Raw genomic sequence first — 19,393 nt, forward strand, 5'->3', positions numbered from 1 at the left:
CAAATTAGCGGGACTTGCCCTCCCTTTTTTTATTGCCCTCGTGAATAATTCAGGTTAAGTCCTTTTTTCTGTCATAATCAAGCTCCTTCATAAAAACCGATCGTTGTTTTTATCAAAAGAAAAAGGTATGATAGAAAGTATGATAACTATTCAGTGAGGAGAGCAGATGGGGAAAACAAAAGTTGCGGTAACCATTGATGCACAGGCCATCATAAAAATTGACCGGCTTGTCGAAAGGAGGGTTTTTGCCAATCGCAGTCAGGCAATAGAAGAAGCTCTCTATGAAAAAATTGAGCGTATTGAGCACCGCAGACTGGCTGAAGAGTGCGCAAAACTTGATCCTGTTGAAGAGCGCCAACTGGCAGATGAGGGTATAACCGGGGAGATTGAGATATGGCCGGAATACTGAGGGGTGAGATCCGGTGGGCTGACCTGAACCCGACTCGGGGTAATGAGCAATCCGGTCTTCGGCCTGTGCTGGTGTTGAGCCATGATGTTTTTAATGACCGATCGGGGACGGTTATTGCCGTTGCGCTGACAAGCCAGCAACAAAAAGCAGGTTTTCCGCTTACTTTACCAATTGAATCTGCCGCTCTTCCAAAAAAATCGTGGGTTAAAATCAGCCAGATCAAAACGTTGTCAGCAGAACGGATCGGAAGCAAAATCGGAACGATTTCTGCCGAGGAGATGCTGCGGGTTGTCGAGGGAGTTAATGAGATTATAGGCAGATAACCCTGTGCTATTCTGGTGCACACCACAGTACGGGAAGTAACCTTGGCTTGTTCTGAATTTACCTTTCTTCCTCTTCGTCCCTGAAGTCCCTGATGTCCTTTAAGTCCTTGAACGCAATCCCTCGGTTACAACTTCTCTTTGTGTAATTCCACAAGCTTGCGACGAAGAACCTTGCCTACCGTGGATTTCGGAAGTGCTTCGATGAATTCGATATGCTTGGGAATTTTGTATGCGGCAAGCTCCTTGCGGCAGTGGTCGCGGAGCTCCTCGAGTGAAAGCTTGGTGCCGTTGCGCAGTACAACCCAGGCCTTGACCGCCTCTCCCTGGTAGGGGTCGGGCACTCCTGCAACGCCGACTTCGAGTACCGCCGGGTGTACAGCAATGACCTCTTCAACATCGCGCGGCCAGACCTGGAAGCCTCCGGGTTTGATGACATCTTTTTTGCGGTCGACAATGAAGAGGTAACCATCCTCATCGAGATAGCCGATATCACCGGTAAAAAGCCAGCCGTCACGCAGAACCAGATCGGTTTCCAGCGGGTTCTGCCAGTACTCTTTCATGAGCTGGGGAGCACGCATGATAATTTCACCGATTTCATTCTCGCCAAGCACTTCATTACCATGATCCTGCTCTACAATCCGCACGTCAACATCCGTGACAGGAATACCTACCGAGCCCTGCTTGTAGGTGCCGAGAATCGGGGTAAAAACCGATGCAAGGGCCGATTCAGTAAGACTGTAGGCATCAATAATCCGTCCGCCGGTCAGCTCTTCAAACCGTTTTTTTGTTTCGAGCAGAAGCGGTGCGGCTCCTGATACACTGAGCTTGACCGATTTCAGAATCGAACTGTCGTGCTTGACCCGGGGATGGTTGATCAGTGCGGTAAAAAGGGTTGGCACTCCGGGCAATACGGCCGGCTTGAGCCTCTTGATGGTATGCAGCAGATCATCAAGATCCCTTGGATTCGGCACGAGGGCGAGCGGGTAGCGGGCAACAAAAGCGGCTCCCATAATACCGACCTGGGCATAGACGTGAAAGAGAGGCATATTCAGCAGAATAACATCCTTCCCGTTTTCAAGAATAACACTGAACCATGCGGCAATCTGCATGCCGGTCATCACCAGGCCCTGGTGGGTTATGACAACACATTTGGGATTACCGGTCGTACCACCGGAAAAAAGAAAAATCGCGGGATCATCATATCGTACCGGCGGCAGGGCCGTGTTGAGGCCGGCCTGAGCAGCAATCAGCTCCTGCAACGAGTGGTCTCCACGGCGGAGCTGAACCCTGTGACCATCTTTTTTCTCTTTCAGAAGCGTAAAGAGAAGCTTGTTGAGCGGTGAGAGATACTCCTTGATATTGGTGACAATCACCCTTTTCAGGCGTGAAGCGGCTTGCACCTCCTTGATTTTCTCATAAAAAGGGGAGAGGACAATAGCGGTCTCTGCACCGCACTCGTTAAGGGTGTGCTCAAACTCATGAACGGTATAGAGCGGATTCATGGGGACCGCAACCGCACCCGCTTTCCATATTCCGAGTTCAGAGATCACCATCTGCGGGGAGTTGGGCATGACCAGAGCCACCCGCTCGCCTTTTGCAATACCAAGTGCTCCCAGCGCTCTGGCAAGCATATTGCTCTGACGCTCCAGCTCGCTGTAGGAGAGTGCTCTGCCCTTGAAATGCAGCGCGGGATGATCCGGAGACTCCTCTGCCGTCCTCCGGATGACATCAATCATGCTCTCTTCCGGGTAAGGATGAAGCGTTCGGGGAACTCCCTTGTCGTAATGCCGGAGCCAGGGTTTGGAACTCATGGTATATAGGGTGTTGAACTTACAGATAACGGTAAAAAAACAGGCCGTCTATCGATGAGAAAATGCAAAGCAACAAGTTACGCAATAGCTTCCACAACATCACAAACTGCGTGGCAAAGAAGTGCAAGCTCCTCCTCATGCATGATGAAGGGCGGCATAAGGTAGATCAGCCGGCCGAATGGACGAACCCAGACCCCCCGGTCGACAAGCTGCTGCTGGATAACCCTCATCTCTACCGGACGATGCAGCTCGACAACCCCTATGGCGCCGAGCACACGCACCTCGGCAACACTCCTGAAGGTGCGGCAGGGTTCGAGCCCTTTTCGCAGCCCGGATTCAATAGCGGTTACAGCAATCTGCCAGTCATAACTGCCGAGCAGACGGATACTTGCTGAGGCAACCGCACAGGCAAGAGGGTTTGCCATAAAGGTCGGACCGTGCATGAAAAGCCCCGGAGAGCCTGAGCATATTGCCTCCGAAACCCGGGCGGTTGTCACCGTTGCCGCCAGTGTCATGTAGCCGCCGGTCAGCGCCTTGCCCACACAGATGATATCAGGTACAACTCCTGCATGTTCAAGCGCAAAAAGCTTTCCCGTACGTCCGAATCCTGTAGCTATTTCGTCGAAAATCAAAAGTACGTTATAACGATCACACAATGCCCTCAGTCGCAAGAGATAGTGGGGTGAATAAAATCGCATGCCTCCCGCACCCTGAACAACCGGTTCTAAAATTACTGCGGCAATCTCCCTGTGATGACCTTCAAGCAGGTTTGCCAAAGAGGCAATATCCTCTTCGCTGCATGACTCATGAAACCGGCATGGCGGTGCATCAGCAAAGAACTGCTGCATGATGACCCCCTGAAAGAGGGTGTGCATGCCGGTTTCCGGATCCGAGACCGACATGGCCGTAAAGGTGTCGCCGTGATAGCCGCTTCGGACTGTCAATAAACGGTTTTTCCCGCTTTGCCCCAGTGCCGACCAGTACTGAATGGCCATCTTGATGGCAACTTCAACGGCGACCGAACCCGAATCACTGAAAAAGAGTTTCTGCAGGGGTGAAGGAAGCAGAGCGATCAGCTCCCTGGCCAGGGTCACGGCAGGTTCATGGGTGAGGCCGCCGAACATGACATGGCTCATCTGCTGCAGTTGAGCGGTAACCGCCTCATTGAGCACCGGATGATTATAGCCATGGATTGCAGACCACCAGGAGGACATGCCGTCAATGAGTCGGCGGCCGTCTTCAAGCTCCAAAAAGACCTCATAGGCACCTCTTACCGGATAGACCGGCAGGGGATCGGTTACCGAAGCATAGGGATGCCAGATATGACGGCGATCGAAATCAAGATCAATAATGTTCGAGTGTAGAGGCATACCTTTACAGGTCTTACAGCTGATAAAAATACGACGGCTTGCTATAAACCAAGTTGAGTAACCCCGTCGGGATCAAGCTCTCCGTCAAGAATGTTGATGAGTGGAGCCACAAAGCCCTCTTTATGCAGCCAGTGGCGGATAAGTTCACGGGTATCGTCAATGATAAGCTGCTCACTCTCCTGAAAACAGTTGTAGATAACCCCCCTGATGACAATGCCCCGTTTCACACATGCCTCGATGGAAAGAATGGTGTGGTTGATGCTTCCCAGACGGGGTGAGGTAACGAGAATAAGCGGGTAGCCTGCGTCCCGGATATAGTCGGCAAAAAGCAGATCGCGCGAAAGAGGAGCAAGCAGCCCTCCGACCCCTTCAAGGAGTACCGGATCGTAACGCTTCTGCAAGGCAAATGTTGCCCTGCGGATCTGCAAAACATCAATTTCCCGCGATGCAAGCCGGGCCGAGAGATGCGGAGAAGCCGGATAAGGGAAAACATAGGGCGCGGTCAGGCCCTCATGATCTGCATCCTGCAGCCCGATACCCATGATACGGCGGTGCTCCAGAATATCTTCAGCTACGCCATCACATCCGGTCTGGACTATTTTCTGGGTAATGACCTCCCGTCCCTGCTGCTGAAGGGCTCTGGCGAGAAGACCGGTGACATAGGTTTTCCCGATCCCGGTATCAATGCCGGATATGGCAACAACAGCTCCCTTCATGAGCATCTCTTTTTTAAACAGCAGTATACCGGATGATAGGTCAGATAGACACCGTTTTCGCTGGAAAAGGAGTGCCGGTAACGGTCAAGAAAATGCTGGTATCTGCTTTTTGTCCATGAACGGCGAAGAAGCCCGTTGACCCCTGTATGACGCATATGGCGGAGTACCGCCTCAGGAGAGCAGAACTCCATGCGCACCTCCTCCTCTCTTGCGGTAATCACATCAAAATACCGTCCGGCAATCAGTTCGAGCTCCCCGAGGGAGTAATAGCCCAGCCCGCCCCCCTCAATCGTCGATATTTCCCGCATATTCCGGGTACTGAAGGTCGTAAAGGCAAGCATCCCCCCCGGAAGGAGATGAGCTGCGATTCTGCTGAAAAAGAGGTCGAGATCGACAAGCCACTGCAGTGTGGCATTGGAAACCACAAGATCCAGCTCCATCGGCAGAGCGTCAAAACGCTCGATATCACCCGCCAGAAAATGAAACGCTTCAACCGGAAAACCGGCAAGCACAACGGCAACACAACCACGACTCTCCTCAACGAGATCATTGGCGTAGTACTCCCTGATGGTGGTCCGGCTGAGCAGTTCAGCGGTGAATGACCCGGAACCGGAACCAACTTCAAGTACACGGTTGAAGACGCATGAGTGGCTCTCTCGACAGACCATCTCCGCCAGCTCCCGAGCCATACGGTTCTGAACAACCGCATGGTTGGCATAACTGGAAAGGCTCCGCTGGAACCTGTCGCCTACAAGCTGTTTATCTATTTTCTGAAGCATGCGAGCAGCTCCTGCAGGGTACTGAAATGGAAAAAAGGAAAATGTGCCATATCTCCGATAATGGTTTGAGGAACGCCTCTCCATGCAGCGTACTGCTGCTCTGCCGGAAAAACAAGATCCCTGCCGCCTATGATGGCATGCGAGTATTGCCACTCCGGAGTGGACGGCTGACTCCTCGACTGAACGTGACTGTTCAGTCGTTCAAGCTCTTCCTTCTGCTCGGCGGTATCGCGAGCGGATGCCATGGCTGAAAAGCATACGAACGCTTCACTGCTGCCGCACATCCTGCGGTTGAAACGGTTCCGGTTCTCTTCAGAGTAGGATGCGAGCGTTGCCTGAAAAACACCCGGAGGGATACCCTTCCTCTCATCTACCGGATAAAGCGTACCGTTAAGAGCAAGGGCACGCTGTATCGGGGGGAGCATAATCTGCTGCGCCGCCCAGACGCCGAAAGACCAGGCTATAACGGTTATCTCGGTATAGCGGCTTACGTCGTCCATAAATTCCGCCTCCGGCTCCAGATTCCGATAATCGTAACAGGCAAGCAGATCCGCATTAAAATCCTCGTCTACCCCCTCTCTAAGCGACACATCCAGCAGGTGGCGGGCAATCCGGCCATCCATACCCCATCCGTTAAAAAAAAGCAGCAGTTCATCGGAGCCCTCTTTTCTGAGCCATTCAGTTTTCATGGAGAGCTGCACCTATAAGTTCAGGAAGCCGGGAAAGATCCCCCCACTCAAGAGTAGAACGGAGCGATATACGAATACGGGCGCTCTTTTCCGGAACGGTAGGAGGCCGGACCGGCAGAGCGAGGAACCCGGCATCCCTCAGCTTTGAAGCCAGAGCAATGGCCAGACTATTGCCTCCGGTAACAACCGGAACAATATGACTCTCACCGGGCACATCAAGACCGCGCCCGATCAGCTCCTGGCGAAGCCTTGCCGCAAGTTTGAGCAGCGCACGGCGTTCCGAAGCCATTGCGGACTGCCGTTCAAGCGTGAGCAGGCTCCAGCCGAGAACAACAGGAGGAAGCGCTGTAGTAAAAATAAACGAGCGCATGGTGTTGATGAGATACTCCCGGACAAGTGAACTCGTCACCGCATAGGCTCCCGTCGAGGCCAGAGCCTTGCCGAAGGTACCTGTAATGATATCAATATCCTCCACCACTCCGGCAGTTTCACACAGACCGAGACCCCGCTCTCCGAAGACGCCGACACCGTGAGCCTCATCAATCACAAGCAGGGCTCCGTACCTCTTTTTGAGCTCAACAAGCCGCGAAAGATCGGCAAGATCCCCGTCCATACTGAAAACCGATTCGGAGACAATGACTATCTGCCGGTACCGGCCTTCTGCTCCGGCAAGCAGCTCCTCAAGATGATCGTAATCCCTGTGACGGTAGCGCTGGTATGGCGCTTCGGAAATCTTCAGTCCGTCAATGATACTTGCATGGTTGAGCCGGTCGCTCAACACAAGATCATGACGGTTGGTGAGTGCAGGAATAATGCCGATGTTGGCATGGTAGCCGCTGTTGAAGACAAGTGCCGCTTCTCGCCGGTAAAGTGCTGCCAGAGCCCTCTCAAGGTGGTCATAGAGCGGATGGTTGCCCGTCAGGAGACGCGACGATGAGCTGGTCATGGCATAGCCGTTTTCTGCAAGAGTATCCATGTAACCGGCAAGCAGCATCGGATCATCTCCAAGACCAAGGTAGTCGTTTGAGGAGAGGTTCAGAAGGGTGCGGCCAGGCAAGGTAATCTCCTTGCCGCTGCGTGCCGTGACTGGAGGAAGCTCCCTGTATCGATCCTGCCGTCGGAGCTCATCGAGTTCGCGCCGGATCCGTTCCTGAAACCGCATGTTCAGATACCTCAGTTAAAACTTTCGATCTGGCCTGCAAATCTCTGATCTTCAGCCGTATCGCGCCCCCTGGTTGTAAGGTAACCACCGGTCAGAAAACCGTTTGCACCTGAAAGCATCAGTAGACCCTGAAAATCCTTCATAACCGTCTCCCTGCCGGCAGCAAACTTGATAATTTTATCCGGATGCGCCAGACGGCAGATAGCAAAGGTTTTCACGATATCGGCCACAGAGAGCGGCTCTTTTCCCTCAAGTGGAGTACCATCAATCGGCACCAGTACATTGAGCGGTATAACCGATACATCAAGCTCCTGAAGTGCAAAAATCATGGCAATGCGCTCCTGCATGCTCTCTCCGACACCCATAATGCCACCGCAGCAGACCGAAATATTGTTCTTTCGCAGCCGTTTGATCGTCTCGATACGCTCTTCAACCGAATGCGTATCGGCAATCAGATCATGATAGCGGTCGGGTGCAACCTGGATATTGATATTGTAGTGGGAGATACCATGGGCGGCAAGGGCGGCGGCAGGCTCTTCACCGAGAATGCCAAGCGAGGCACAGATGTTCAGGGAGGGAAGTTCGGCATGCAGCCGGTCGATCATAGCAAGCACCCGCTGAAACTCGCCGTTTATCTTTTTATACCCGTAGCCGCTGGTGACAATACCAAAATGGGAAACACCCGAGGAGTAACAGTTGCGCGCTTCAAGCAGCACCGACTCTTCATCAACCAGATCATAAACCTCAATATCGGCCCGGTTGTGCCGCGACTGGGCACAGAACTTGCAGTTTTCACCACACACTCCCGATTTGGCATTCATGATAGAGCAGGAATAAAGAGACTCCTCCTTTGAGGCATAGCGGTTTTTCACCTTGTTTGCCAGAGAGGCCAGATCAAGGGAAAGTTCTCCCGATACCGACGCAAGCCGGAGCGCATCAGCTTGTGAAATCGGCTCTCCGGTTTCAAGCACACGGTAAGCTGCAATAATATGAGGATGAAGTGCCTTCTGGTCCATAACGGTATTCTTTTTTATAAGTTAATGGCGTTTTGAAAGATGGGCTTCGCCTGATGACACCAGAACCGTGCCTCCATCATCACCCTCAAGCATCAGCTCGCCCCCCTTTGCGATACCCGAAACGGTTCCGCTTATTGTCCGGTTAAACTGCTCAACCAGGACAACTCTTGACTGAAGGAGTGAATGTCCTTCGATATAGGAGAGTACAAAACCAAGATCCTCTTCATTCAGCCAGCGATCATAAAGGGGCTCAAACTGGTTCAGAAAAGCGGCAAGCAGCTCCGATTTTGAAAAGGATCGACCGCTCTCCAGAAAGAGCGAGGTTGCGCGCCCCTCAAGTTCAGCCGGAAACTCTGACTGATTGACATTGATACCGAGCCCGACAACAACGAAGTGTGTACAATCAGGTTCCGACTGCATTTCACACAGCACCCCGCAAATCTTCTTTTCATTGACGAGAATGTCGTTCGGCCACTTGATCTTCGGCTGAAGGTCGGGAACAAAGCGTACCAGTGCCCGGTGAAGAGCAACAGCGACAAGCAGCGTAAGCTGGGGAACACGCAGGGATGGCACTTCCGGACGCAGAATCAGGGTGAAGTAGAGATTTTTTCCCGCAGGAGAGTTCCAGCTCCGGCCCATTCTTCCCCTTCCCCCTGTCTGGGAATCGGCAGCAACAACGGTGCCTTCCACAGAACCCCTGACGGCGAGCGCTTTAGCCTGGAGATTGGTGGAATCGGTAGTTTCGTGATAGAAGAGGTTCCTCCCGAAACATCGTGTCGAAAGAAACGGTTCCACTTCAGCCGAAACCGCTCTGCCGGTCAGAGCGGTCAGCCGGTATCCCCGGCCTGTTACGGCATCAAGCTGATACCCTTCGCTGCGAAGCAGTCGAATGTGCTTCCATACGGCACTTCTGGTTACCCCGAATTCCCGGCAAAGCTCTTCACCCGATAAAAAATCTCCTGAAGTTGCAAGGCGACAGAGAATCTGTGCGGAGAGATTGTTCATACGATCAGCGGGTCGAATCTGTAATAACGGGGTTACCGGCCGTGTGCTCCGGAGCAAATGTGAACCTGAATTTAGCGCGGGGTTGACAACTTTGCAAGTGAATAAAAAAGGCGCCCTGCCGGACACCTTTTTTATTCACGCAATGACGGTTCACTTCCCCATGGAGGCCATGGTAGTGGTTTCGTAATTCTTCCGGTAGCTCTCCAGCCCCTTGAAAATACCATAAGCTATTTTGGCCTGCTCCTGGCGATCCCGAAGAACGCGCTCTTCGTCGTAGTTCGAGAGGTATCCAACTTCGACAAGAGCACTCGGCATGGAGGGTGTCCATAAAACCATAAATCCTGCCTGACGAACACCACGACCATTATTACCCGGGATTTTTTCGACCGGCTTGAGAATATCCTGGGCAAGCGAAGTTGACTGCCGGGCAAAGGCGTTCTGCGCCATACTGCTCATAATGAGATGTTCCTCTGAAAACCCTTTATACTGCAACTGATAGTCATCCTCCTTGCGGATAACCGAGTTTTCAAACAGAGCCACATCAAGCGCTGCCTGCGTTTTGTGCAGACCGAGAATATAGACCTCGGAGCCCCGGGCTGATCGATTCGGACTTGCATTGCAGTGGACGCTGATGAAGAGTTTTCCTCCTGCTCGGTTAGCGATCTTCCCCCGTTCATGCAGAGGGATGAAGGTGTCATCCTTTCTGGTGTAGATCACGTTCACATCCGGCCAGTTCTGCTCAATAAAGTTTCCGAGATCATGGACAATGTTCAGGACAACATCCTTCTCCCTGGTACCATTGCCTCCAATAGCTCCGGGATCCTTGCCTCCATGACCGGCGTCAAGAACTACCGTATTGAGTTTCCACTTTTCAACATCCCGATTGATAACCCTGGCGATCTGCTCCTCCTTCTCCCTTTTGCGGATCTCCTGCACATCAGCTTTACTGCGGATATAGAGCTGGTAACGGTTTTTTTTGGCGTCCCGCTGAAATTCGACGGAGTTAATAATAAACGCCTTGTTGTCGAGCGTGACAGCAAACTGTAATCCGCCACCTTCAAACTGTTTCGGCGTAATGACCCGAACAACCCCGCTGCCATAAATTTTCGAAAGCGCATCACCGTCACACTGCCCATTCTGGAGTGAAAAATAGGCCGTGCCCTCGGCATCAGGCTTGAGAAGCGAGGCCTGGGTTGGAGCGCCGGTAGCTGCAAAGGTTATGATTGCTCCATTTGCACGATTCTCAACTTCAATGCCCGTTATCACTGTTTTTGCCTCTTCAGCTGACTCCGTTTTGCGGGTCAGCTCATTTTGATCATCACTTTTGACTACGCCTATCGACGCGACTGATTCAGCAAACCGCTTCCCTTTTAGCCAGGCGGTGATCCTTCCTGAGGAGTAGCTGTAGACAATCTCCCTGTCAAGCCAGACGGTAAAAAGTCGGCACGCCTGGGTAACCGGAAGATAGCTCCTTGACTCTATCCGTACCGGTGCGGCGTTAAGCTGAATAATTCGTTGCCGACCTTCAGGATCCTTTGAAACAACACTGGCAAAATGGTTGCCGGGCTCAACCCTGCAGCGCGACCCCGGACTATCCAGCGACTCCTCGATATCATAGGTGCCGCCCTCACTATGAAAGCTCATACGCAACGCCCTGGCCATGGAGCCAATATCAACCATCAGCGTATTGCCGCTTCTCATGGCAAGAATCTTGATGGTATAGCGCTGGTCTACACCCATATTTACTTGCACGGGAACCGTTGTCGGGCTGTAGGTGAGTGGTGGAGATGCTGCAAAAAGCGATAGGGAGAAGAGCTGCAGCACCGTCACCAGCAGAACCAGAGCGATTCGATATATACTATGACGGATGACGTCAGGCATGGTTGTTATAAAAAGTTTGTTCGAGTAAACATTGCCGCATTACCACAATAGTAATAAAATATTTTTTGTTGACCTGCACGCCCTGTTTTAGCATCAGGAAATAATCAGTTAGAACCCGCTCTTAGCGGAACAGTATACGGTGTTAATAGTGGTAAAATTTGTTTTTTGCTCATCAACACCTATCTTTTTCAAAATTTAATTGTAACGCTCTTACCTCGGGACTGATCAATGGCTTCAAAAGCTGCTACACCATCTGCCAGAAACAGTACCCTGATTGTAGTCGAATCCCCCTCCAAGGCAAAAACAATCAATAAATATCTTGGCGACAAGTATACCGTCTTTGCGTCAGTCGGCCATATCAAGGATCTGCCGAAAAAAGAGATCGGTCTTGACTTTGAACATCACTACGAACCACGGTATGAGATCATAGCAGGAAAGGAAAAAGTTGTCCGGCAGTTAAAAAAACTTGCCGCAGAAGCTGATGAAATCCTCATCGCCACTGACCCTGACCGCGAAGGCGAAGCAATTGCATGGCATATTTCAAACGAGATCGGAGCAACAAAAAAACCGGTCTTCCGGGTGCTCTTTAATGAGATCACTAAAAATGCGATCATTGCAGCTATCCAGGAGCCCCGCCAGATTGACTACCGGCTTGTCCGCTCCCAGCAGACCCGTCAGGGGCTTGACAAAATAGTAGGCTACAGGATCAGTCCGTTTTTATGGAATGTTGTCCTGCGCGGTCTCTCGGCAGGCAGAGTCCAGTCTGTTGCTCTCCGACTGATCTGTGAGCGTGAAGCTGAAATCAATCGCTTCGAAATTCAGGAGTACTGGACAATCGGCGCGGAGTTCACGACTCCGGGAAAAGAGTCGTTCAGAACAAAACTTGTCCGCTTCGACGGTGACAAACCCGAGATAACCAATCAGACTCAGGCCGAAACGATAGCTGCACTCGTCAGGGAGGGGAACTACTCGGTCTCGGAGATCGCGCCCAGGGTACAGCAGCGAAAACCGCCACTGCCATTCACCACGTCACTGCTTCAGCAGGCGGCTTCAAACCAGCTTGGTTTCGGCTCACAGAAAACCATGCGTATTGCCCAGCAGCTCTATGAGGGAATCGATCTCGGCGCGGAAGGGGCTGCGGGTCTCATTACGTATATGAGAACAGACTCGACACGCATAGGCACGGAAGCCGTTGCCCAGGCAAGAGCCTATATCGACAGCCAGTTCGGCAAGGAGTATATCGGATTTGGCGGTGCGGCAAAGTCCGGAAAGAATGCCCAGGACGCCCATGAAGCCATACGACCGACCTCTATTGCAAAAAAGCCTGAACAGGTCAAGCAGTTCCTCTCGGCAGAGCAGTTTAAACTCTATGAACTGATCTGGAAACGGTTTCTGGCGGCAATGATGGCCCCTGCAAAAATTGAGCAGACGAGAGTTGACGTAGAAGATCAAGCTGCAAGATTTCTCTTTCGTGCAACCGGAAACAGGATCCTTTTCCCCGGATTCATGCGGGTCTATGACGACCAGAGAGAGCTGGATTACGAAGCACAGCGATCCACAAAGGAGGATGTAGAAAAGGAGCCGACCGTTCAGCTCCCGGAACGCATTGCCGTAAAAGAGTCGCTCGCGCTCGAAGATGTTGACCGCAAGCAGAGCTTCACCCGTCCTCCGGCACGATACAGCGAAGCGACGCTGGTCAAGGATCTTGATAATTACGGTATAGGCCGGCCATCAACCTATGCATCCATTTTCTCAACCCTTCAGGATCGACGCTATGTCGAGCTTGAGAAGAAAAAGATCATTCCTACCGAACTCGGCAAGGATGTTTCGCTTATTCTCGTTGCCAATTTTCCCGACCTCTTCAATGTCGGCTTTACGGCATTCATGGAGGATGAGCTGGACAAGGTGGCTAGCGGAGAGGATGAGTATGAACAGGTGCTTGACAACTTCTACAAACCGCTTGAAACCGTCCTGAGCCTTCGCAAAAGCGATCCGCTTATCCCGCAGAACAGCGAAACCACTACCTGTGAAAAATGTGGTGTAGGTCAGATGGTTGTCAAATGGACGGCGAGCGGGAAATTTCTCGGCTGTTCACACTATCCCAAGTGCAAAAACATCAAGACGATCGCCACCAACAAGGAGAAGCCGAAAGACAGCGGAATTGTCTGCCCTTCATGCAAGGAGGGGCATATGCTGCTCCGCAAGGGGAGGCTGGGCGCATTTCTTGCCTGTTCGAACTATCCGAAGTGTAACACACTGCTGAATCTCAATAAACAGCGGCACATTGAACCGTTGAAGACCCCGCCGGTTCTGACCGATATTCTCTGCACAAAGTGCGGCGCTCCACTCTATCTCAGAAGCGGTAAAAGAGGGCTCTGGCTCGGCTGTTCAAAATTCCCGAAATGCCGCGGGCGTCTTGCCTGGAGCACACTCGACGAAACCGCCCGGAACCGCTGGGAAGCGGTAATGGCTGAACATCAGAAAGCTCATCCAGCCGTAACGCTCACCATGACGGATGGCAAGCCGGTTCCGATGACCATTCCCGTTGATGACATTATTTCGAGAGCTGAAGAGTCCGGACTTGTCACCGCTCCGCCTGAAGCTGCGACCGAAGTCACTGCATAAAAAGAGCTATGCGGTAGACCGCAAAAGAGAGTACCCAGGCTACCGAGAGCGAGTAGGCGGAATAGAGTACTACCGGCTTCCAGCGGCCAACCTCTTTTTTCATGACCCCGAGTGTGGCAACACAGGGCAGATAGAGCAGCACAAAGACCATAAGACTGAGTGCTGTTGCCCTGCTGAATGCCGGATCGCTCTTGATGATGGATTTCAGATCAACCGACTCTCCATCACTCTTCCCTATTGAGTAGATGGTTCCCATCGTTGAGACCACAACCTCTTTTGTTGCAAGCCCGGTAACAAGCGCAATACCTATCCTCCAGTCAAAACCAAGCGGTCTGATGACCGGCTCAATCACCCTGCCCGCACGACCGGCAAGAGAGTAGGCAAGCTGGGCCGAGTTGACCTGATACTCAAGCTTCTTCTGCTCTGCCTGTTTTTCGGCATCACCCGCAGCGCTTGATGCAATGCGGGCCTTTCCGGTCAGGAGCTGCTGGTCAAGAGCTTCATTACGGGGATAGTTGCTTACCGCCCAGATAATGATGACCGCGCCTAAAATAAGGGTTCCGGCTTTTTTCAGGTACATCAGCGCTTTCATTTTTGCCTGAAAGAGCACTGAGCCGAGTGTCGGCCATCGGTATGGAGGCAGCTCCATCACAAAAGGCTCGGAATCGCTTTTCAGAATGGTTGACTTCAATATCCAGGCGGTCCAGAGTCCGACAGCAATACCGAGAAAATAGATGCCGAACATGACGTTGGCCGCAACCTCCGGAGCAAAGAATGCCCCGGTCAGGAGTACATAGACCGGCAGTTTTGCACCGCAGCTCATGAAGGGGATGATCATGATCGTCGCAAGCCTGTCCGTTGGACTTTTAAGCGTTCGGGTAGCCATAATTGCCGGGATGGAGCATCCGAACCCCGTTATCATGGGGATAAAGGACTTTCCATGAAGTCCGAAACGGTGCATCAGCCGGTCAATCACAAATGCAGCACGAGCCATGTAGCCCGATGCCTCAAGAAAAGAGAGTCCGATAAAGAGCAGTACAATATTGGGCAGAAAAACCAGTACACCTCCGACACCGGCAATAACACCGTCAATAGCTATCGAACGGAGCATCTCATTGGGCAACAGCGGTCTGAGATGTGAGGCAAGCGTGCCGAAAAGCAGATTGAGCGCGCCCATGATCGGCGCACCAAGCGTGAAGGTAAGCTGAAAAATTGACCAGACCACAAGTAAAAAAACGGGCAGCCCGAGCACGCGGTTGAGTACCACCATATCAATATAATCGGTTACCGTAGCCTTCACCTCACCCGGCTGCCGGACACACTCTTTCATGGCTCCCCGTATGAATGCATGACGGTCTTCGGTAATAAGCATCTCCGGCTCTGAATCATGCTGACGTTCAGCATCCCTGAGTGCTTCCTGGAGGGCAAGCTCAACTTTAACCCAGACAGGATAGTGCTGAACCTCCTGATAAACCTCCCGATCGTTTTCAAGCAGCTTGATGGCAAGCCAGCGCGAATTATAGAGGTCCAGCTCCTTCTGATTGGAGAGAAGTGCCGTTATTTTATCAACTGAAGCTTCAAGGGATGGCGTGAAAAAGAGCTTGTTCTTTTTGATTTTGATCTCCTTCTGTGAGACCCGGATGATATGATCAAGAAGTGCGTCAAGGCCACTCTTCTTTTTGGCTGAAACCGGTATGATATGGCATCCGAGAAGCTGCTGCAGCTGTTTGATGTCAATAACAATACCCTTCTCTTCAACTTCATCCATCATGTTAAGCGCAACGAGGAAATCAACCTCAAGCTCCATGAGCTGGGTTGTCAGCAGAAGGTTTCGCTCAAGGTTCGGGCCCTCAAGAACGTTGACCACCACATCAGGACGCTCCCTGACAAGATAGGCCCTTGTTACCAGCTCTTCGGGAGAGTAGGGGGTAAGTGAGTAGGTTCCGGGAAGATCAACCACGGTGATCCGGTACCCTTTGTAGTCGATATAACCTTCATGCTTTTCAACGGTTACACCCGAAAAGTTTCCAACTTTCTGCTGCGCCCCGGTAAGAGCATTAAAGAGAGAGGATTTTCCGCAGTTCGGATTGCCGGCAAGCGCAATAGTGATCTCCTTGCCTTCACTCATACCCTCCCTCCAAACTTCAGGAGCGGTTCGTCAAGCTCCTGATGGCCAACAAGCCCCGAAGGCTCTCCGACTTTACGAACGAGAACGCCCTCTGCCTCGTTTTTTCTCAGGGCAAGATAGAGCCCCTTGAAGAATATCTCTATGGGATCGCCAAGCGGAGCAACCCTGAGCACCTTGAAGCTGGTACCTTTTATCAATCCCATATCCATAATCCGGCGCCGGACAGCACTTTCAGATTTCAATGCCGTCACTTCAGCGCGGTCACCAACCTGCAACTCCGATAATCTCATACAACTGACTCCTTGAAACAATAACACAATACAGGACAATATATATCCTATATAACAATTTCAACCGGATAAAATTCCATGATTGTTCTCCCGGCACCAACTCGCTCCACGCCTATCCGTGCAGCGTTGACGATCCGGCAAAGGGAGGCCATCCCATCTCTTTTCCGCCGACAAGATGACCATGGATATGAAAGACACTCTGAAGGGCATCGGGTCCCGTATTGAACACAAACCGGTAACCGGACTCCCTGATACCCAGAATACCGGCAACGGTTCCGGCCGCAAGCATAATGTTTCCTGCAGTCACTTCATCTTCGGACTCCAGATCGTTCAGGGAGGCAATATGGCGCACCGGAATAATCAACACGTGTTGAGGCGCTACAGGCGTGATATCCCTGAATGCCACAACATGCTCATTTCGGTAGATAATCTTCGCAGGGATCTCGCCGCTTACTATGCGGCAGAAAAGGCACTCCGGATGATGATTGGTCATTACGTTCAGTTTTTATGTAAGGGGTCACTTTTCGCTTCGGCTGACGGCACTTCCGATCGCCCGTTTTCCGGTATAACCTCCTCGGGAATTTTTGAGGCAAGCACTTTGTCAATCCGTTGACCATCAAGATCAACAATCTCAAGCGTCCAGTTTTCCCATATCATGACATCTCCAGTCTGAGGCATTCGACCGAGCTGCCACATCATAAGACCGCTCAAGGTGTGATAAAGCCCTTTATCCTCATCCGGAACCGATCTCAGCTCAAGCGTATCCTTCAGCTCAGGCACAGGAATAAGACCATCCAGCAGCCATGAACCATCCTGGCGTTCAACCGCCCATGAATCCTCGCTGTTGCGCGGCACAAACTCTCCTGTCACCGCTTCAAGCATATCCTGAAGGGTAACGAGCCCCTGAATCTCCCCGTACTCATCAACAACAAAAACCATCTGGGTACCCGAAGTCCGGAAATGGTCAAGCAGCTCCATACCGGTGAGGGTTTCCGGAACGTAGACACAGGGCTGAAGCTGCGAAGTAAACTCTGTCAACCCCCCTTTAAGGGTTTTCGACAGTAGCTGTTTGGCGTTGACAACACCAAGCAGGGATTGCAAGCCACTGTTACAGACCGGAAACCGGGAGTGCTCGGACTCTGTAACCCGCAGGATATTCTCTTCCAGCGGTTTTGAAACGTCAAGAAAGACAATATCCGCCCTCGGTACCATCAGGGTACCCAGCTGACGATCATCAAGACGGAAAACATTGCGGACCATCTCATGCTCGTGCTGCTCGATAACACCCGCTTCAGAGCCCTCCTCAAGCATGGCATGAATCTCCTCTTCGGTAACGCTGGGATAAGCCTGGGGGCTTTGCCCCATAAGACGGAGGATAGCATCAGTCGAAGTTGAAAGAAGCCTTCCGAACGGACGGGTTATTGTCGAGAGGGTAAACATGGGGCGGGAAACCAGGCATGCAATCCCTTCCGGATCGAACTGGCCAAGCCTTTTGGGAACAAGCTCACCGATCACAATCGTGATATAGGTAATGGAGATAACAACGATAGCAGTGGAAATGATATGGTTGATTTCCGGATCCATACCGAAGGCCTGAAACCAGGCCGCCAGTGGTCCGGCAAGAGCACCCTCACCGACAATACCATTGAGAATACCGATTGAGGTAATGCCTATCTGAATGGTCGAAAGAAAACGGGTCGGCTCCTGAGCAAGCTTGATGGCTGTAGCCGCCGATTTATCACCATCCTCGGCAAGTTTTGCAAGACGAGAGCGTTTAGCCGTCACCAGGGCTATTTCCGACATGGCAAAAAGGCCGTTAACAACAATCAGTGACAAAAGAAAAAGTATTTCCATAAATTCATTTTTGAACATTCCGGGCAGAGAAAAAAATTCAGCTAAAGTGCCCTTCCATCAACAGACGGAATCGTCCCGGAGAGTTCTGTTCTTGCAATAGAGGCAGTACATCCAGGTTATCATCTACACGTTTAAACTGCAATTTCCAAACAGGAGCCAGCTACACGCAAAATTCCCCTGAAAAAAATCCGTTTCCACAGTGTACCTCCATGAATTATAAGTATTAACCGGAAAATACGGTAAAAGATTCTTGCATTCGAACCGCTGCACCCTGCGCAGGAGATAATCATCAGGAAATTCAATGATGTTGTTGATCTCCGGAGTCACTCAACCGTGTGCCAAAAAAAAGATTGCCCGAAAAGCGGAGAGAAGCAGCGAGTCAACAGGGAGAATAATGGACCGGCAGCCTTAACCAGGGCTGCCGGCAAGCAGGCAGATACGAATTCAGATAGCAAAAAACAATTTGACTTTTGCTATAAACTGCTTCTCGGTCATACGGTCACACGCTTCAACCGCTTTGACTTTTTCATGCAGTGAGCTGACCTTGCTGATCGCCTTGGCAAGCTCAATCTTAGCTTCACCGGGACCGAAAAGCGCAATATCCGAAGAATCACCGAGCAGAGCCATCACTTTTTTATAAAATGCCTGATACTGGTGTTTTCGGCTCTCGTCAGCGGTCTGCTCTTTTGAAATTGACTGCGCAACCGACGTTCCGCTCGATTTCCAACCCCCTGAAGGCCGGAAATGACTTTCCGCTTCAGACGGAACACGCTGAACAACCACACCCTCACCTTCTATTGAAACCAGAAGCGCATCTTTGTGATCAATCCATAAACCGGTATTTTTTTTCATGGCAACTGAGCTCCTTCGTTGAGATGTTCCCTGAATGGAAGCACAAGATCATTCATTACAACAACATGCACGGGAAAAACATTCCCACTCTATCCACCCCGGGATTTGAGCTATTCTGAGCATCAGCGGCAATTGAGCGGTTCAACGCAACGGATGCTCCCCCTAAACATTGCTCTCCGAGCCCCGTTCGAGCTTTTTCTCTGAAGGGTCAAGCAGTTCATGAGCTGCTGCCGAGGCCTCAACAGATTTATTGAATTCGTTTTCAAGATCCTCCTGTGCAGCTTTAAACGCTCTCATCCCTTTACCGATACCTCCCATCAGCTCAGGAAGTTTTTTAGGGCCGAAAAACAACAGCACAATAAACATGATCAGCATAAGCTCTTGACCACCCAATCCAAACATAGCAAGCTCTCCCCGTTTTTGTCAATAAAGAATCCTCGCAGCAGAGCTACGAGGTATTAAAAGAGGCGTAATTGCTGTGAA

At 51.4% G+C, this 19,393-nt stretch carries 18 protein-coding genes; 3 read left to right on the forward strand and 15 right to left on the reverse strand.

The genetic code is table 11. The features are described 5' to 3' along the window. The first annotated feature begins 166 nt into the window (after positions 1-166). Both BOO20_RS02420 and BOO20_RS02425 read left to right on the forward strand, forming a co-directional pair. On the forward strand, positions 167-409 hold the full coding sequence (locus tag BOO20_RS02420) for a ribbon-helix-helix domain-containing protein (protein ID WP_076790203.1): 243 nt from the start codon (positions 167-169) through the stop codon (positions 407-409). Continuing rightward, the gene (locus BOO20_RS02425) at positions 394-732 is read left to right on the forward strand and encodes a type II toxin-antitoxin system PemK/MazF family toxin (protein ID WP_076790205.1); all 339 of its coding nucleotides are present in this window, start codon (positions 394-396) and stop codon (positions 730-732) included. Before BOO20_RS02420 ends, BOO20_RS02425 begins: the two co-directional genes overlap by 16 nt. A gap of 125 nt (positions 733-857) precedes the next feature. Here the strand turns inward: BOO20_RS02425 and BOO20_RS02430 are convergent, their stop codons facing one another. From BOO20_RS02430 to BOO20_RS02470, 9 genes are all read right to left on the reverse strand, one after another. Beyond that, complete coding sequence (locus tag BOO20_RS02430) at positions 858-2,543, reverse strand: AMP-binding protein (RefSeq protein WP_076790208.1); 1,686 nt, start codon at positions 2,541-2,543, stop codon at positions 858-860. Between the two features lie 77 nt (positions 2,544-2,620). Then, positions 2,621-3,913 carry an adenosylmethionine--8-amino-7-oxononanoate transaminase gene (gene bioA, locus BOO20_RS02435; protein WP_076790210.1) on the reverse strand — a complete coding sequence of 431 codons (1,293 nt, stop codon included), beginning with the start codon at positions 3,911-3,913 and terminating at the stop codon, positions 2,621-2,623. Positions 3,914-3,954: 41 nt separating this feature from the next. After that, complete coding sequence (gene bioD, locus BOO20_RS02440; protein ID WP_076790213.1) at positions 3,955-4,629, reverse strand: dethiobiotin synthase; 675 nt, start codon at positions 4,627-4,629, stop codon at positions 3,955-3,957. Beyond that, entirely contained in the window at positions 4,626-5,408 is a 783-nt protein-coding gene (gene bioC, locus BOO20_RS02445) for a malonyl-ACP O-methyltransferase BioC (protein ID WP_076790216.1), read from the reverse strand. The genes bioD and bioC overlap by 4 nt, the downstream gene beginning before the upstream one ends. Beyond that, on the reverse strand, positions 5,393-6,097 hold the full coding sequence (locus BOO20_RS02450; protein ID WP_076790219.1) for a DUF452 family protein: 705 nt from the start codon (positions 6,095-6,097) through the stop codon (positions 5,393-5,395). Before BOO20_RS02450 ends, bioC begins: the two co-directional genes overlap by 16 nt. After that, positions 6,087-7,259, reverse strand: a complete 1,173-nt coding sequence (locus tag BOO20_RS02455) for an 8-amino-7-oxononanoate synthase (RefSeq protein ID WP_076790222.1) — start codon at positions 7,257-7,259, stop codon at positions 6,087-6,089. The genes BOO20_RS02450 and BOO20_RS02455 overlap by 11 nt, the downstream gene beginning before the upstream one ends. Before the next feature lie 11 nt (positions 7,260-7,270). Beyond that, on the reverse strand, positions 7,271-8,275 hold the full coding sequence (gene bioB / locus BOO20_RS02460) for a biotin synthase BioB (protein ID WP_076790224.1): 1,005 nt from the start codon (positions 8,273-8,275) through the stop codon (positions 7,271-7,273). A 21-nt stretch (positions 8,276-8,296) separates the two neighbouring features. Then, a complete protein-coding gene (locus BOO20_RS02465; RefSeq protein ID WP_076790228.1) occupies positions 8,297-9,280 on the reverse strand; it encodes a biotin--[acetyl-CoA-carboxylase] ligase in 984 nt (327 codons plus the stop codon). Between the two features lie 150 nt (positions 9,281-9,430). Continuing rightward, positions 9,431-11,161 carry an N-acetylmuramoyl-L-alanine amidase gene (locus tag BOO20_RS02470; RefSeq protein WP_076790233.1) on the reverse strand — a complete coding sequence of 577 codons (1,731 nt, stop codon included), beginning with the start codon at positions 11,159-11,161 and terminating at the stop codon, positions 9,431-9,433. A 228-nt stretch (positions 11,162-11,389) separates the two neighbouring features. Here BOO20_RS02470 and topA point away from each other — a divergent pair, with 228 nt between their 5' ends. Beyond that, entirely contained in the window at positions 11,390-13,786 is a 2,397-nt protein-coding gene (gene topA / locus BOO20_RS02475; RefSeq protein WP_076790236.1) for a type I DNA topoisomerase, read from the forward strand. Here the strand turns inward: topA and feoB are convergent. The 6 genes from feoB to BOO20_RS02505 form a co-directional block, all read right to left on the reverse strand. After that, on the reverse strand, positions 13,776-15,914 hold the full coding sequence (feoB, locus tag BOO20_RS02480) for a ferrous iron transport protein B (RefSeq protein ID WP_076790238.1): 2,139 nt from the start codon (positions 15,912-15,914) through the stop codon (positions 13,776-13,778). The two genes, topA and feoB, sit on opposite strands and share 11 nt — an antisense overlap. Next, complete coding sequence (locus BOO20_RS02485) at positions 15,911-16,204, reverse strand: FeoA family protein (RefSeq protein ID WP_076790241.1); 294 nt, start codon at positions 16,202-16,204, stop codon at positions 15,911-15,913. Before BOO20_RS02485 ends, feoB begins: the two co-directional genes overlap by 4 nt. A gap of 112 nt (positions 16,205-16,316) precedes the next feature. Then, the gene (locus BOO20_RS02490) at positions 16,317-16,697 is read right to left on the reverse strand and encodes a histidine triad nucleotide-binding protein (RefSeq protein ID WP_076790243.1); all 381 of its coding nucleotides are present in this window, start codon (positions 16,695-16,697) and stop codon (positions 16,317-16,319) included. Between the two features lie 5 nt (positions 16,698-16,702). Then, positions 16,703-18,058 (reverse strand): hemolysin family protein, encoded by a 1,356-nt coding sequence (locus BOO20_RS02495; RefSeq protein WP_076790252.1) that lies wholly within the window; start codon positions 18,056-18,058, stop codon positions 16,703-16,705. 444 nt (positions 18,059-18,502) lie between these two features. Continuing rightward, positions 18,503-18,910 carry a hypothetical protein gene (locus BOO20_RS02500; protein WP_076790246.1) on the reverse strand — a complete coding sequence of 136 codons (408 nt, stop codon included), beginning with the start codon at positions 18,908-18,910 and terminating at the stop codon, positions 18,503-18,505. 162 nt (positions 18,911-19,072) lie between these two features. Then, the gene (locus tag BOO20_RS02505) at positions 19,073-19,312 is read right to left on the reverse strand and encodes a twin-arginine translocase TatA/TatE family subunit (protein ID WP_076790249.1); all 240 of its coding nucleotides are present in this window, start codon (positions 19,310-19,312) and stop codon (positions 19,073-19,075) included. Positions 19,313-19,393: the final 81 nt, after the last annotated feature.

Source organism: Chlorobium sp. KB01 (assembly GCF_001975465.1).
Lineage (GTDB): Bacteria > Bacteroidota > Chlorobiia > Chlorobiales > Chlorobiaceae > Chlorobium.